The 13,448-nt window shown below is 60.6% G+C and carries 11 protein-coding genes; 6 read left to right on the top strand and 5 right to left on the bottom strand.

The genetic code is table 11. From position 1 onward, the window contains the following. Positions 1-52: 52 nt before the first annotated feature. The gene (mutL, locus tag ABID16_RS17830) at positions 53-1,897 is read right to left on the bottom strand and encodes a DNA mismatch repair endonuclease MutL (RefSeq protein ID WP_354557709.1); all 1,845 of its coding nucleotides are present in this window, start codon (positions 1,895-1,897) and stop codon (positions 53-55) included. A 329-nt stretch (positions 1,898-2,226) separates the two neighbouring features. Here mutL and ABID16_RS17825 point away from each other — a divergent pair, with 329 nt between their 5' ends. The 4 genes from ABID16_RS17825 (at position 2,227) to ABID16_RS17805 (ending at position 8,243) form a co-directional block, all read left to right on the top strand. After that, positions 2,227-3,906: a response regulator gene (locus tag ABID16_RS17825; RefSeq protein WP_354557708.1), complete on the top strand. Its 1,680-nt coding sequence runs from the start codon at positions 2,227-2,229 to the stop codon at positions 3,904-3,906. 160 nt (positions 3,907-4,066) lie between these two features. Continuing rightward, positions 4,067-5,419 carry a putative bifunctional diguanylate cyclase/phosphodiesterase gene (locus ABID16_RS17820; protein ID WP_354557707.1) on the top strand — a complete coding sequence of 451 codons (1,353 nt, stop codon included), beginning with the start codon at positions 4,067-4,069 and terminating at the stop codon, positions 5,417-5,419. A gap of 720 nt (positions 5,420-6,139) precedes the next feature. Then, positions 6,140-7,174 carry a glutamine synthetase beta-grasp domain-containing protein gene (locus tag ABID16_RS17810; protein ID WP_354557706.1) on the top strand — a complete coding sequence of 345 codons (1,035 nt, stop codon included), beginning with the start codon at positions 6,140-6,142 and terminating at the stop codon, positions 7,172-7,174. A 190-nt stretch (positions 7,175-7,364) separates the two neighbouring features. Further along, the gene (locus ABID16_RS17805; RefSeq protein ID WP_354557705.1) at positions 7,365-8,243 is read left to right on the top strand and encodes an EamA family transporter; all 879 of its coding nucleotides are present in this window, start codon (positions 7,365-7,367) and stop codon (positions 8,241-8,243) included. Positions 8,244-8,280: 37 nt separating this feature from the next. Here ABID16_RS17805 and ABID16_RS17800 read toward each other — a convergent pair whose 3' ends face one another. From ABID16_RS17800 to ABID16_RS17785, 4 genes are read right to left on the bottom strand one after another with little or no spacing between them, the layout of a single operon-like run. After that, on the bottom strand, positions 8,281-9,174 hold the full coding sequence (locus ABID16_RS17800) for an SMP-30/gluconolactonase/LRE family protein (RefSeq protein WP_354557704.1): 894 nt from the start codon (positions 9,172-9,174) through the stop codon (positions 8,281-8,283). Continuing rightward, a complete protein-coding gene (locus tag ABID16_RS17795; RefSeq protein ID WP_354557703.1) occupies positions 9,171-9,815 on the bottom strand; it encodes a 2-dehydro-3-deoxy-6-phosphogalactonate aldolase in 645 nt (214 codons plus the stop codon). The genes ABID16_RS17800 and ABID16_RS17795 overlap by 4 nt, the downstream gene beginning before the upstream one ends. A 34-nt stretch (positions 9,816-9,849) precedes the next feature. Beyond that, the gene (locus tag ABID16_RS17790; RefSeq protein ID WP_354557702.1) at positions 9,850-10,755 is read right to left on the bottom strand and encodes a 2-dehydro-3-deoxygalactonokinase; all 906 of its coding nucleotides are present in this window, start codon (positions 10,753-10,755) and stop codon (positions 9,850-9,852) included. Next, positions 10,755-11,525 (bottom strand): SDR family NAD(P)-dependent oxidoreductase, encoded by a 771-nt coding sequence (locus tag ABID16_RS17785; protein ID WP_354557701.1) that lies wholly within the window; start codon positions 11,523-11,525, stop codon positions 10,755-10,757. The genes ABID16_RS17790 and ABID16_RS17785 overlap by 1 nt, the downstream gene beginning before the upstream one ends. A 153-nt stretch (positions 11,526-11,678) precedes the next feature. Between ABID16_RS17785 and ABID16_RS17780 the strand changes: the two genes are divergently transcribed. Together ABID16_RS17780 and ABID16_RS17775 are read left to right on the top strand one after the other, a co-directional pair. Then, the gene (locus ABID16_RS17780) at positions 11,679-12,458 is read left to right on the top strand and encodes an IclR family transcriptional regulator (RefSeq protein WP_435532445.1); all 780 of its coding nucleotides are present in this window, start codon (positions 11,679-11,681) and stop codon (positions 12,456-12,458) included. Positions 12,459-12,688: 230 nt separating this feature from the next. Continuing rightward, positions 12,689-13,438: a helix-turn-helix transcriptional regulator gene (locus ABID16_RS17775; protein ID WP_354557770.1), complete on the top strand. Its 750-nt coding sequence runs from the start codon at positions 12,689-12,691 to the stop codon at positions 13,436-13,438. The last annotated feature ends 10 nt before the right edge of the window (positions 13,439-13,448 follow it).

Here is a 13,448-nt window from a genome sequence, read left to right as displayed (position 1 = left end):
CGCCATACCAGACTTGGCAGAGAGGAACAATCCGGATGGCTCGCGCCTCGGCTCAGCTCCGCCCGAACAGCCGTTCAATGTCGGCAAGCTTGAGCTCTATATAGGTCGGCCGGCCATGATTGCATTGGCCGGACCCCGGCGTCGCCTCCATCTGGCGCAGCAGCGCGTTCATTTCTTCCGGCCGCAGCCGCCGGCCGGAGCGCACAGAGCCGTGGCAGGAGAGCGTTGCGGCGAGATGGTCGAGCTTCGACGCCAGCGTATCGGACGTATCCCATTCCGCGATCTCGTCGGCCAACTGCCGTATGAGACCGTTCGCGTCGATCTCACCCAGCATGGCCGGCGTTTCTCGCACGGCAATCGCACCGGGACCGAAACGTTCATAAGCGAGGCCGAACTGGTCGAGGCTCTGCGCGTGATCCATCAGGCGGTCGCAATCCTCTTCCGGCAGATCGATGATCTCCGGGATCAGCAGCGCCTGCGAGGGAATGCGCCGAGACCGCATGGCCTCCCGCATCGCTTCGAAGACGAGCCGCTCATGTGCCGCATGCTGATCCACGATCACCAGCCCGTCATCGGTCTGGGCGACGATATAGTTTTCATGCACCTGCGCCCGCGCTGCGCCGAGATGGAAGCCCGCAGCGGTGGGCATGGCTTGAGGCGAGGGCGCAGGCTGGCTCTCCGCCGTCTCCGCGCGCGCAGACGGCGCGGCAAAGGCCTCAAAGCCTGCCTGCAGCGCCTCGGCAAATCCGCTGGAGCGATCTTCCCGCAGAGGACGGAACGGCGAAGCCTGCGGGGACCAGCCGGCGTTTGGCGAAGCACGATAGGCCGGCGCGCCGCCGCCATAACCATTGGAATTTCCTGGCGGTCTAAACGCCTGCATCATCGCCGACGCACCCGTGGTCGAGGCCCGCGCCCCGTCTCGCTGCAGCGCCTCGCGGATCGCGCCGATCAGCAATCCGCGCACAAGGCCGGGATCGCGGAAGCGTACGTCCGACTTCGCCGGATGGACGTTCACGTCTACAAGCGCCGGATCGAGCGTCAGCCAGAGCACCGCGACCGGATGCCGACCGGAAGGAACGGTCTCGGCATAGGCCGCGCGCAACGCCGAAAGGAGCTGCCGGTCCTGCACCGGACGGCCGTTGACGAAGAGATACTGATGCGCGCTGTTGCCGCGGTTGAAGGTCGGCAGGCCCGCAAATCCGGTGAGCGCCACATCCTCCCGTTCCGCGTCGATCTCGATCGCATTGTCCTTGAACTCGCGGCCCAGCACCTGTGCAATCCGGGTCAGCCGGTCGTCGCCGGCGCCGGCGAAGTCGAGTGTCGTGCGATCCTGACCCGAAAGCGTGAAGCGAATGCCCGGAAAGGCGATCGCCATACGCTTGACGACTTCGGTGACCGCTGCGGCCTCGGCCTTTTCTGTTTTCAGGAACTTCAGCCGCGCAGGCGTGGCGAAGAAGAGATCGCGGACCTCCACCACAGTGCCCTTGTTTGCTCCTGCAGGTCGCACAGGTTCGACCTTGCCGCCGGTGATGCGGATTTCAGAGCCGGCATCTGCGCTTTCCGTGCGGCTGGTGATCTGCACGCGCGCGACCGAGCCGATGGAGGGCAGGGCCTCTCCGCGAAAACCCAGCGTGCGGATGTCGTCAAGGCCGGTGTCTATCTTGGATGTGCAATGCCGCCGCACGGCCAGTTCAAGATCGCCCGGCCCCATGCCGCAGCCGTTGTCGATGATGCGCAAGAGGCTTTTGCCCCCGCCGGCGGTCGCGATCTCGATGCGGCTCGCGCCTGCATCGATCGCGTTCTCGATCAATTCCTTGGCGGCACTGGCCGGACGCTCGATCACCTCGCCTGCAGCGATCTGGTTGATAAGCGTTTCGGGCAGCTGTCTGATGGCCATGATGATGAAGAGGGAATCGCCGGTCAAAGTGTGAGAGATGAAGTGCTCTTAGCGCAAAATTGCGCCAGTCCAAAGCTTCAAGCGGTTCTCTGCCTTCAGATAATCGCCGGCCGTTCCATTTATGGCCGCAGTTATTAAACCGTCCTTAAGGTCTTGCTGCCATCGTCCAACCCATTGGAATGAGCGCGTGTTTCCCCCTTTTGGATGGGTATCTGTACATCGTTGCCGGACGAGTACCTCACGATACCCGCAACGAAAACGCTCCAATCTTTGCCCGGCATGATCAGCAAAAGTCAGTGAATGCCTGCGTGCGGGTATAGAGGTCCAGTATGGGTCGTGTTGCGCCCATTGGCAGCGACATCGCGAACCTCATGTTCGAGGCGTGCACAGACGCGCTCGACACGGGCATTGTCGTATTCTCCAAAAGCGACCATATCCTGGCGGCCAGCAAGAATGCCGGCAACTTTTTCCCTGTTTCCGACGAGTTTCTGCGGCCTGGCACAAGTCTGCGTGCGTTCCTGATCGCCCTCTTCGAGGTTGGTGCAGCTGGGTCCGCGCCTCCTTTGGTCTCGCAGCCTGGCCTCTCCCGCGACAAATGGGTTTCCGAGCGCATTGCCGCCATGTGGCACGAGCGCGGTGAACACGAAACGCGCGTGGGGCGCGACAGGGTGCTGTCGCTGACGACGAGACGGCTGGCCAGCGGTCTCGGCATTCTGATGGCGCGCGACGTCTCCGCACATCGCAAGATGGAGGACCGCTGGCGATCCGACCTCGAGCGGGTCGCGATGACGGAGGAAATCCTCGACAACCTGCCATCCATGCTTTTCGTGCTCGATCGCAATCTGGCATTCGTGGCGGTGAACAAGGCGTATGGGCGTCTCCATCGTCAGCCGCCGGAGAGCCTGATCGATCGCCGGCTTGCCGATGTCGTCGCTCCGGAACTGGCCGAGCGGCATGAGGCAGAACTGCGCGAGGTTCTGGCCACCGGCAAGGTCTCGGTCAGCCGCGCCTATGCCGACGTCGATGGCGAACGATTGCTGCTTCTGACCCAGCGTTTTCGGCTCGGCAATCCGGGAAACTACGTTGTCGTAACTGTCCAGCAGCCGTTGGCAGAGTCCGGCGACGCAAGCGGGATCATACCCGAAATCGTAGCGCCTTTGCCGGATGCAAAGGACGCTGAACTGCAGTTCGAAGAGGATGTTGAGGCTGCGTTCGAGCCTGCGCCTGCCGGCGCAAGCAGTGTCCTGGTGATCAGCAGCGATCAACAATTTGGTAGAGCCCTTAATGATGCGCTTCACGCTTTCCGCTTCGATGCCTGTCATGCTGGCGGATTCAACGAGGCGCGAGAAATCGTTCAGGCGGCATCGGAGGTCGGCCTTTCCGTCGATCTGATCATGGCTGACGACGCCGATGTCGAGCTTGCAGGGCTTGCGTCGCTGGGCATTCAGGTTCTGCCGATCAGCCGGGCGCGACCCGTTCATTTCGCCGTTGCAGAGGCCGCCGCGGCCGTCACCCATCGTTCCCGCTCCATTTCGGTGGAAATCGACCCCGACTATCTGCCGGAGTTTCCGGAGCCGGGCCATATTCCCGAGCCTTCGGGCTTCGACGTCGACCTTCTCGTGGTGGAAGACAATCCCGTAAATCAGGAGGTTTATGCGCAGATCCTCGGCACGCTGGGCATCAGCTATGAACTGGCCAGGGATGGTGCAGAAGCGCTGCGCCTCTGGGATCTCCTGCATCCCTCGCTGGTGTTCATGGATCTGGGACTGCCCGACATGACCGGTTGCGAGGTTGCCCAGCGTATCCGGAGCCTGGAGAGCGGCGCGCAGCGCACCTCCATCGTCGGCGTGATGCCCAGACCCTCACAGGAAAAGCATGACATGTGTCTCGCCTGCGGAATGGATGAGACGATTGTGAAGCCCCTTTCCGTCGAAACGATAGAATCGCTCTATAAGCGACACATGCTCGTCTTGCTTGACCAACACCAGGAATTGGTTGCGGGCGGCTGAACAGCTTTGCAATTGGAGTGTGTTGCTCAACGGAGACGTCTTGTCGGGCAATGAAGCGAAAGAGATTTCTGACAGGCCGGCACTATCCATTTCTTAATCAATTTGCAGCCAAATAGTTAAAATCAACGTTGTCTGCATCGCGTGTCCGGGAGATGGGGGTTTGGTGAAATCTGCGAATGCAGAAATGATCCTGCAGAACGAGCAGAGTTCCGGTTTCACCGATCCCCTAACAGGGCTCGGGAACCGCAATCGCTTGCGCGAAAAGGTCACCCAGCTCGCAGCCGAACGCGCCGACGATCCTGCTCCCTTCACGCTCGGCGTTGCCAATCTCGATGGTTTTCGCCCGATCAACGACCTCTTCGGTCGCGACGCCGGCGACGAAATCCTTTGCCAGGTGGCGCACCGGCTGAGCGCCTGCATGCCGAGCGGCGCGATCGTGACCCGGCATGGCAGTGACGAGTTCGCCTTCGTTCTGCCGCTTGTCTTCGAGCGCCATGGCGCCGAGCGAATCGGCGCCATGTTCAAGGAAGTGCTTTCCGCCCCTTACGACTTGGGTGACCGCCATGTTCGGCTGTCTGCGTCTTTCGGCTTCGCCGTCTACCCCTTCGCCGGTGAGGATTTTCCAGATATCCTGAAGAGCGCTGAAACGGCCCTCTATCGTTCAAAGCGCAAGGGGACGGGAAGCGTGACCGTCTATTCGAGCGAGATAGCCGATGAAATGCGGCGCTCCACTCAGATCGAGCAGGCGCTGCGCAACGCCATCATCGCCGACGAAGTCGACGTGCATTTCCAGCCGATCGTCAATCTCGCCGGAGACGAGGTGGTCGGGTTCGAGGCGCTGGCGCGCTGGACGGATGCCGATCTCGGCTTTGTTTCCCCTGCGGTGTTCGTTCCGCTCGCCGAGGAGCGCGGTTTCATCGATATCCTGACGGAGACACTGCTGCGCAAGGCGGCTGCCGCTGCCGTCGCCTGGCCGCACGACCTCTTTCTCTCCTTCAACCTCTCCTCTGCGCAACTGACCGACCTGCGCACCAGCCAGAACGTGATGTCGATCATCAATCGCGTCGGACTGGACCCGCGCCGGCTTGAACTCGAGATCACGGAGACGGCGGTCGTTGCCGATCCGGAAACCGCCAGCAAGATCATTGCCGACCTGCGCGCCGAGGGCATCCGGATATCGCTCGACGATTTCGGCACGGGTCAGTCCAGTTTGGGACGGCTGATGGATTTCAGCTTCGACAAGCTGAAGATCGATCGCGCCTTCGTCAGCCGGATCACCCAGGACCCTGCCGCCGAACATATCATCCGGGCGATTGTCGCCATGTGCGAAGGACTGGGTCTGGAAGTGGTTGCCGAAGGGGTGGAGGACTTCGCGGAGGCCTTGAAGCTGAAGGCGCTCGGCTGCGGCATGGCGCAGGGCTACTTCTATGGAAAGGCCATGGATCGCAACGCTGTCAAAACATTCCTGGCCGAGAAATACATCGATTTCACCGGTCAGTTCGGCCGCAGCTGACACAAGCCCCAATAAAACAAAAGCCCGGCACGAAGGCCGGGCTCAGACTTCAGTCAACGTCGCTGCATGCCTCATGAATGCGGCTTGCCGTTGGACGTTTCGTGCTGCAGTTCTTCGTTGATCGCGTCCTGATGATAGGACGAGCTGCAGTCCACGTAATTTTTCATTCGTTCGATATCCTGACTGCCGACGCCGCCTCGCTGAGCAAGGCGCGGCGACAACGGGAACATATAGATCGTCGCGGACTGGCGATGATGCTCCGTATGCATGAGTTGGCCTTTCACGGTTCGGTTGTGGGGTTTCCCCAGTTTATGACGTGAATATAGTCGATCTCGAAACGGAATGCACATGAAATATCCGGAAAATGCAAAAATAATAATCTTTTGCATAAAAAATAATCACAACCGCCTCGTGGAAACGATTTTTAAAACGGTGGCGAAATTTTAATCGCGGTTTTAGGTCGTTTTTCAGGCCTCCGGGTCCTCCTCCTAAGCTGTTGAGAATCATTCATTTCGCGGGCGCAGCAGAAAACTCTCGGCATTTCGGTGCTTATATTGCGCCGCAAAATCAAAGATTTTCGCATTTCTTTGGGGCCTCGCATCAAAACTGGCACGGTCCGTGCATGGAAATTGTCGGCCTGTGGCGGCGGCATGAAGCCGGAAGCCTGACCTGTAACGGTTCTCATAGACCGATCACATTTCAAGGATGAGAGAAACACAAATGACCAAGTTTAAGCTCGAGTATATCTGGCTCGACGGTTACAAGCCGGTTCCGAACCTGCGCGGCAAGACACAGATCAAGGAATTCGACGCCTTCCCGACGCTGGAGCAGCTCCCGCTCTGGGGCTTTGACGGCTCCTCCACCCAGCAGGCTGAAGGTCACAGCTCGGACTGCGTTCTGAAGCCGGTCGCAATCTATCCCGACCCGGTCCGCACCAACGGCGCTCTCGTCATGTGCGAAGTCATGATGCCGGATGGCGTCACGCCGCATCCGTCGAACGCCCGCGCGACGATCCTCGACGACGAGGGCGCATGGTTCGGCTTCGAACAGGAATACTTCTTCTACAAGGATGGCCGCCCGCTTGGCTTCCCGGAACAGGGCTACCCGGCACCGCAGGGCCCGTACTACACCGGCGTCGGCTACAAGAACGTCGGCGACATTGCCCGCGAGATCGTTGAAGAGCACCTCGACATCTGCCTCGAAGCCGGCATCAACCACGAAGGCATCAACGCCGAAGTGGCCAAGGGCCAGTGGGAATTCCAGATTTTCGGCAAGGGCTCCAAGCGCGCCGCCGACGAAATCTGGATGGCTCGTTACCTGCTTGAGCGCGTTTGCGAAAAGTACGGCGTCGACGTCGAATATCATTGCAAGCCGCTCGGCGACACCGACTGGAACGGTTCGGGCATGCATTGCAACTTCTCCACCAAGTTCATGCGCGAAGTTGGCGGCAAGGAATATTTCGAAGCTCTCATGGCCCAGTTCGCCAAGAACTGGAAGGAACACATCGACGTCTACGGTCCGGACAACGACAAGCGCCTGACCGGCAAGCACGAAACGGCTCCGTGGAACAAGTTCTCCTACGGCATTGCCGACCGTGGCGCCTCGATCCGCGTTCCGCACTCCTTCGTGAAGAACGACTACCGCGGCTACCTCGAAGACCGCCGCCCGAACTCGCAAGGGGACCCCTACCAGATCGCATCGCGCGTTCTGCAGACGATTGCCGAAGTTCCGCTTTCGGCATCCGCTGCGGCCTGAGTTTTCAGTACCTTCTGATACTTGATGGGAATAATAAGCCGGGGCAGGCAACTGCCCCGGTACTTTTTGGCCTGTGTCGGGTAGGAAAGGCGTGATCCATCACCTGCACTGATGACTCTGTCAGCGAAATTCGCTTACGCTGATCTCGCGTTCATCGTAGGACTTTCCAACTGAATCGGGAGAAGAGCCCATGAGGCCGCGCGAAATCTTGCTGGCGCTGTTCGTCGTCGTCGCCTGGGGCATCAATTTCGTCATCATCGAGGTTGGGCTCGGCACGATGCCGCCGCTTCTTCTGGCCGCGCTCCGCTTTGCGGTGGCTGCCGCGCCCGCCGTCTTCATTCCGCGTCCCGCCGTGCCCTGGCCACGTTTCATTTTCATTGGCCTCGTGCTTTTCACCGGTCAGTTTGGGCTGCTCTTTATCAGTATGAAGGTCGGCATGCCGGCGGGCCTCGCCTCGGTGGTTATCCAGTCACAGGCCTTCCTCACAGGTCCGATCGCGGCACTGGTCCTCGGCGAAAAGGTCAGCCCGCGCCAGATGGCCGGGACGGGCATTGCCTTCCTCGGACTGGCTGCGATTGCAACGACTGCCGGCGGAGGTGGTGTGACGCTTGTCGGTCTGCTGTTCTGCCTCGGCGCGGCCCTATGCTGGGCGATCGGCAACGTGGCCCTGCGCGGCGCCGGCAAGATCGACATGTTCGCCATGGTCACATGGCTTAGCATTGTCCCGCCGCTGCCGCTGCTGGCGCTGTCCTATCTGTTCGAGGGCCCGCAGGAGATTGAGGCGGCCTTCCTGCATATGGGCTGGGCCGGCATCGGCGCGGTCGCCTATATCGCCATTGTCTCGACCAATATCGGCTATGGCATATGGGCCTATCTGCTCAAGCTCTATCCGGCAGCCCAGGTCGCACCTTTCTCGCTGCTGGTGCCTATTGTCGGTATCGTCTCCGCGGCGCTGCTCCTCGGCGAACAGTTCGGCCCCGTTCGCCTCGCAGGAATGGTGCTGGTTTTCGTCGGGCTGATGGTCGCGGTCTTCCCCTTCGACAGGTTCAGATCGCGGGCAGCGAGTTAGAAAGCGCCGCCAATGGCGGCGCTTCCGGTGATCAATCTCAGTCCCACTTGAAGTCCGGCTCGAAACGGCCGTTGACCCTGATACCGAGATCGAAGGTGAAACCGGCCTTGGGTTCTGCTGCCAGCCGGGCCGCATCCATGCCCTCGCATGCGCTGGTCACCATCAGCCGGTCGGCATTCTGGCCGATGAAGGCGGGGCACGACGTCTGCGGGGTCGGCAGCTTGTAGATCGCAAGCTTGCGGCCCGACGGATCGAACTGGTGCACGCTGCCGCCGTCCCAATGTGCGCTCCAGACATTGCCGTCGGCATCGCAGACCGCACCATCGGCAGCCCCGCCCGCTTCGCGCTCGTCCGAGAACACGCGTGGCTCGCCGGCCGGGAGGCCCGTCTTCGGATCGACGGCCACACTCTTGATGATGTTTTCCATCGTATCGACGAAATAGGCCGTCGCCCCATCTGGCGAGAAGCAGATGCTGTTCGGAATTGAAATCCCGGAGAAGAGCTTCGTCACCTTGCGGCCCGCGACATGATAGATCGAGCCCGCGCCCGTGCGGCCTTCGCCGGTCTTGGTCATCGTTCCGAACCAGAGCGCGCCGCTCTGATGCACGCGCCCGTCGTTGGAGCGCATGTTCGGCTTGTCTGCCTCGATCTCGACGACAAGTTCGGTCGCGCCAGTCTCGCGGTTGCGGATATAGATGCCGTGTTCCGAAACCAGCGCCTGCCGCTTGTCGTCGATACGGGCGAGAACCGAGCACATGGCGGGCAGGGCATGCACCGTCTTGGCGCCTGTCGAAAGGTTCAGTTCGTGCAGCTCCTTATCGACGATATTGAACCACGTCGCCGTGTCGGTCGCGCGATCATAGTTCGGACCTTCGCCGAGGTGGAGGTTGTGTTCGTCGAGGGCGTGGCCCTTGAAGTCATGCGTTTTCATGCGTTGGATGCTCCAAAGACGGCGTCATAGGCGGCAAGCGTCGCGCGGGCACGCAACTGCACTTCTGCGGGCTTCATGCCGGGCTTGTAGATGCTGGAACCGAGCCCGAAGGCCTTGATCCCGGCCTTGGCATATTCGCCGAAATTCTTGTCCGACACGCCACCCACGGCTGCAATCATCAGATCGGCGGGCAACACGGCGCGGATGGCGTTGATCCCGTCCGGGCCGAGGACGGAGGCCGGGAAAAACTTGAGCCCTGTCGCGCCCGCGCGTGCGGCAGCGAGTGCCTCCGTCGCGGTAAAGACGCCCGGCAACGTGACCATCCCGAGATCGACAGCGCGTGTCAGCACCGGCACATCGACATTGGGGCTGACAAAGAGCCGTCCGCCTGCATCCAGCAGCTGGTTGACGTCGCCGACGGTCAGCACGGTCCCGGCACCGATCAGCGCGGTCGAGGGTGCGTGTCGGGCGGCAATCTCGATAGACTTGAAGGGCTCGGGCGAATTCAGCGGAATTTCGATTGCCTCGAAGCCTTCATCGAGCAGCACGCCGACAATGTCCTGCGCCTCCTCCGGCTTCAGGCCGCGCAGAATGGCGACCAGAGGGTATTTGATCGGCGGAAAGGGAACGGGGACGGGCATTTGCCTTCACTCCTGGAAATTGCGGAAAAGGGAATCAGGACCAGATTTCACTTGCGGCTGTTGCCAGCCCCTTGCGGACGGCGTCGTCGGCATCGATGCTTTCGTGAGCAATCCCGACGGTCGTCAATGCGCTTTCATAAAGTGCACGCATGGAACCGGAGGCGACAAGGCGTATCTTGTGACGGTTGTCGCTGCCGGTCGCACCGCCGATTTCCGCACCGATCAGCGTACCGGAAATATGGGCGAGCGCCGCAGCCGGCGTCGCGCCGTTGAGAAGCTGGCCTGAACGTGCGGCAAAAAGCTGGCTGGTCACACGTCCGGGCTGGGCGAAGGCGGCTCTGACGGCATCCTTGAACGACGCGCTGTCTGCGCCTTCGCCGACCGTCTTGTCGGGCGCGGCCAGAATCGTATGCTTGGTGATCGCGTCATAGAGTTCGCCCGTCATGTAGGTCGAGAAACCCTCCACGCGACCCTCGTCAACCGTCACCCATTTCGAATGCGTGCCGGGCATGCAGACCAGCGCCCGCTCGGTGATCGCAGCGGCCGCGCCCAGCAATTGCGTCTCTTCGCCGCGCATGACGTCGGGCCGCCCGGCCGTGCGCTGGCAAAGTCCGGGCAGGATGCGAATGTCGCGCTTGATACCGGGCGCTGAAATCGCACCCTGACTGATCGCCGATAGTTCCGCTGGCGTTTCGACATAGCCTGCTTCCGCCCAGCCGCTGCGCGCGCCAGCCATACCGCAAATTAGAATAGGCTGATCGGCGGGCGCCTTGGCCGCGTTCAGATGCCGCAACAGCACATTGCCAAAGCCTTCGCGGGCAGCAAACAGCATGCCGTCGCCACCTCGGCTTTCCGAAATCACCCGGGCATCGCGATCGAGAACCCAAAGCCGGAAGGAGGACGTCCCCCAGTCGACAGCGATCAGCCTTGGTTCATTCATCAAAATACGCCTCCGTCGACGATTATGGATTGCGCAGTCATCGCAGCCGATTGCGACGAGGCAAGGAAAAGGCAGGGCCCCACAAGGTCGGCGGCCTCAAGCGGGCGCTTCAGGCACTGGCGTTCCGCTACGAAAGACGCGACGCCCCCTTCGGTCAGCCATAATTTCTTCTGCCGCTCTGTCACGATCATGCCCGGCAGGACGGCATTGACGCGAACGCCAGAGGGGCCGAGCCGCCCCGCAAGCGTCTTGGTCAGGCCGATGATCCCGGCCTTGGCCGCGCCATAGGCCGGCAGATCGCCCATGTTGAGCAGATAGGCAATCGAGGAGAAGTTCACAACCGAGGCACCGGCAAACTTCTCAAAATAGGGCAGGGCGGCCTGGGTGACGAACATCAGTGGCTTCAGGTTGACCGCCTGGCTTGAATCCCATTCGGCTTCCGTGATCGTTGCCGGATCGTGCCTGTCGTCGCGCGCCGCGTTGTTGACGAGCACCTTCAGCCCGCCCAGAAGATCGGCAGCCTTGCGCACCGCCGTTTGTGCATCGGCGACACGGGAGAGGTCAGCCTGTATGAAGTGCGGCGGATGCGTGACGTTCCCAAGCGACTCGACCAAAGCCGCGCCGGCCTCCGCGTCGATATCGATGAAGGCGGTGCGCGCACCCTGCTCGGCGAAGCCCGCAACCAGGCTTGCGCCGATACCACTTGCGCCGCCCGTGACAAGAACAGGCGCGCCCTGCAGGCAGGTATACCTCACGTGATCAGGCCGCATTGATCCTCCCTAGCCATGCTGCGCAAAGGCCGCGAAACGGGCAGCGGGCAGGCCAATTGTTCCATTATTTGGAACTATGTTTGACTATTCGGAATAATCGGGCCTATCTTTGCACACGTCAAGTCATTTCGAGCCGAACAAAAGGATCACGACGTGAGCGAGCGCGATACGGGAACTCTCGGGAAAGCCATGGCGATCCTCGATGCGGTTGCGCGCGCTCCATCACCGTTGCGTTTCTCCGATCTGCTCGCTGCAACCGGCGAGCCGCGGGGCACGCTGCATCGGCGATTGCGCCAGATGCTTGATGAAGGTCTTTTGGAAACGGGCCGTGATGGGCGCTATAGCCTGGGCCTGCGGCTCCTGCATCTTGCATCGCTCACCTGGGTGCGCAACGACATCCGGACAGTCGTGCGTCCGCATCTGGAGCGCTTGCGCGAAAAGGTCGGTGAGACCGTGCATTTCGGTGTGCTGACCGGCACCGAAATCGCCTATCTCGATAAGGTGGAGGCTCAGCAGAATGTGCGCATGCACTCCAGAGTGGGCGCCGTTTCGCCCGTCTATTGCACGGGTATAGGCAAGGCTGCGCTCGCGCTTCTGGATGATGGGATTTTGACGGAGTTGCTACCGAAGATAAGCTTCAGGCAATTTACGCAAACAACAATAAGCGACAGGGATCAATTACTCGCTGCTCTGAGGAGCGTACGTCAGGATGGCGTGGCCTATGATCTGGAAGAGCACGAGCCCGGAATCTGCTGTATTGCCATCGGAATTTCAGCGGGTGACAGGGCGTGCGGTATTTCCATCACCGCGCCGGCTTACAGGGCCGACCGTTCGCGACTCGATTCGTGGCGCGACGATCTGGCCGAAACGGCGCGGCGAATCGAGTTCGAACTTTTCGCCCGACTCGGTCCCGGATCGCGCGCTGTGATATGAGACGCAAGGGCGGCTGAAAGAAGTGACAACGAGGGAGTGTAGTTCATTCCGGCAAAATGTCACTGGGATTGAATTTGATATCGAATTAGATGAGCCAAATTTATCAAATGCTAATTCTGAGATTGATCGATTGACTTCTTCTATCGTATCGGTGTCGATGGGCGCTCTGATTTGATGAATGTTCATCTTTGCTGATGGTGAGCCCATCGAAAGGTATTGTCTTGCGACATATGTTGTTCACCGAGCGAGATATCGCTGAACTGTGGAAGGCCGGCGCCAGTTTCGAACTGGAGTTCTCCGAGCTCAGAACCCAGTTCGATGTGTTCCGCGCCCTCAAGCGCGTGACTGCCGATTTCGGCTGGCGTGCCTTCATGGTTATGCGCATGCCGCGCGATCTGGAAGACATCACGCTCTCCGCCCTGTCCATCATTTGCAGCTGGCCGGCGGAACTTGTCAATCGCTATGACGAAAACGGCTTCCTGAAACGCAGCCCTATCCTGGCGCGCCTGAAGAAGTCAGTGACGCCCTTCCGCTTCGACATGACCAATATTTCGGAGCAGGAGCTGCAGGGTCCGGTCGCCACGGCGGTTGAACTCTTCAAGAGCTTCAATATGGCACGCGGCGTCTATTTTCCGGTGCACGACGTGTTGGGCAACCGGGCGGCTGTCGTGCTTTCGGGTGACCGCGAACCGGCGGAAGTCAACGAAATGTTGCAACTTTCGATGATCTCGACGCTGGTTTTCGAGCGCATTTCGCAGCTTCAGCACGCCGATGAAAAGCCTTCGGAGGAGCTTAGCGAGCGCGAGGTCGAATGCCTCATCCTGACGTCTGCAGGGCGCACGAGTTCCGAAATTTCCGAAGTGCTCGGCGTCTCCGAACATTCCGTCAACCACTACCTCAACCGCGCTGCCAAGAAGCTCGGAACTTCCAACCGCACCCAGGCCGTCGCGAAGGCCTTGAGAATCGGCCTGATCCGCTGAGCGCGGCGAG

The organism is Limnomicrobium aquaticum, from assembly GCF_040545545.1.
GTDB lineage: Bacteria > Pseudomonadota > Alphaproteobacteria > Rhizobiales > Rhizobiaceae > Ensifer_A > Ensifer_A aquaticum.
This window is presented reverse-complemented; position numbering and strand designations above follow the sequence as displayed.

Excerpts from the sequence above, each read along its gene's own strand:
- mutL (WP_354557709.1), bottom strand. The coding sequence starts at position 1,897 with ATGGCCATCAGACAGCTGCCCGAAACGCTTATCAACCAGATCGCTGCA.
- ABID16_RS17825 (WP_354557708.1), top strand. The coding sequence starts at position 2,227 with ATGGGTCGTGTTGCGCCCATTGGCAGCGACATCGCGAACCTCATGTTC.
- ABID16_RS17810 (WP_354557706.1), top strand. The coding sequence starts at position 6,140 with ATGACCAAGTTTAAGCTCGAGTATATCTGGCTCGACGGTTACAAGCCG.
- ABID16_RS17805 (WP_354557705.1), top strand. The coding sequence starts at position 7,365 with ATGAGGCCGCGCGAAATCTTGCTGGCGCTGTTCGTCGTCGTCGCCTGG.
- ABID16_RS17800 (WP_354557704.1), bottom strand. The coding sequence starts at position 9,174 with ATGAAAACGCATGACTTCAAGGGCCACGCCCTCGACGAACACAACCTC.
- ABID16_RS17795 (WP_354557703.1), bottom strand. The coding sequence starts at position 9,815 with ATGCCCGTCCCCGTTCCCTTTCCGCCGATCAAATACCCTCTGGTCGCC.
- ABID16_RS17790 (WP_354557702.1), bottom strand. The coding sequence starts at position 10,755 with ATGAATGAACCAAGGCTGATCGCTGTCGACTGGGGGACGTCCTCCTTC.
- ABID16_RS17785 (WP_354557701.1), bottom strand. The coding sequence starts at position 11,525 with ATGCGGCCTGATCACGTGAGGTATACCTGCCTGCAGGGCGCGCCTGTT.
- ABID16_RS17775 (WP_354557770.1), top strand. The coding sequence starts at position 12,689 with ATGTTGTTCACCGAGCGAGATATCGCTGAACTGTGGAAGGCCGGCGCC.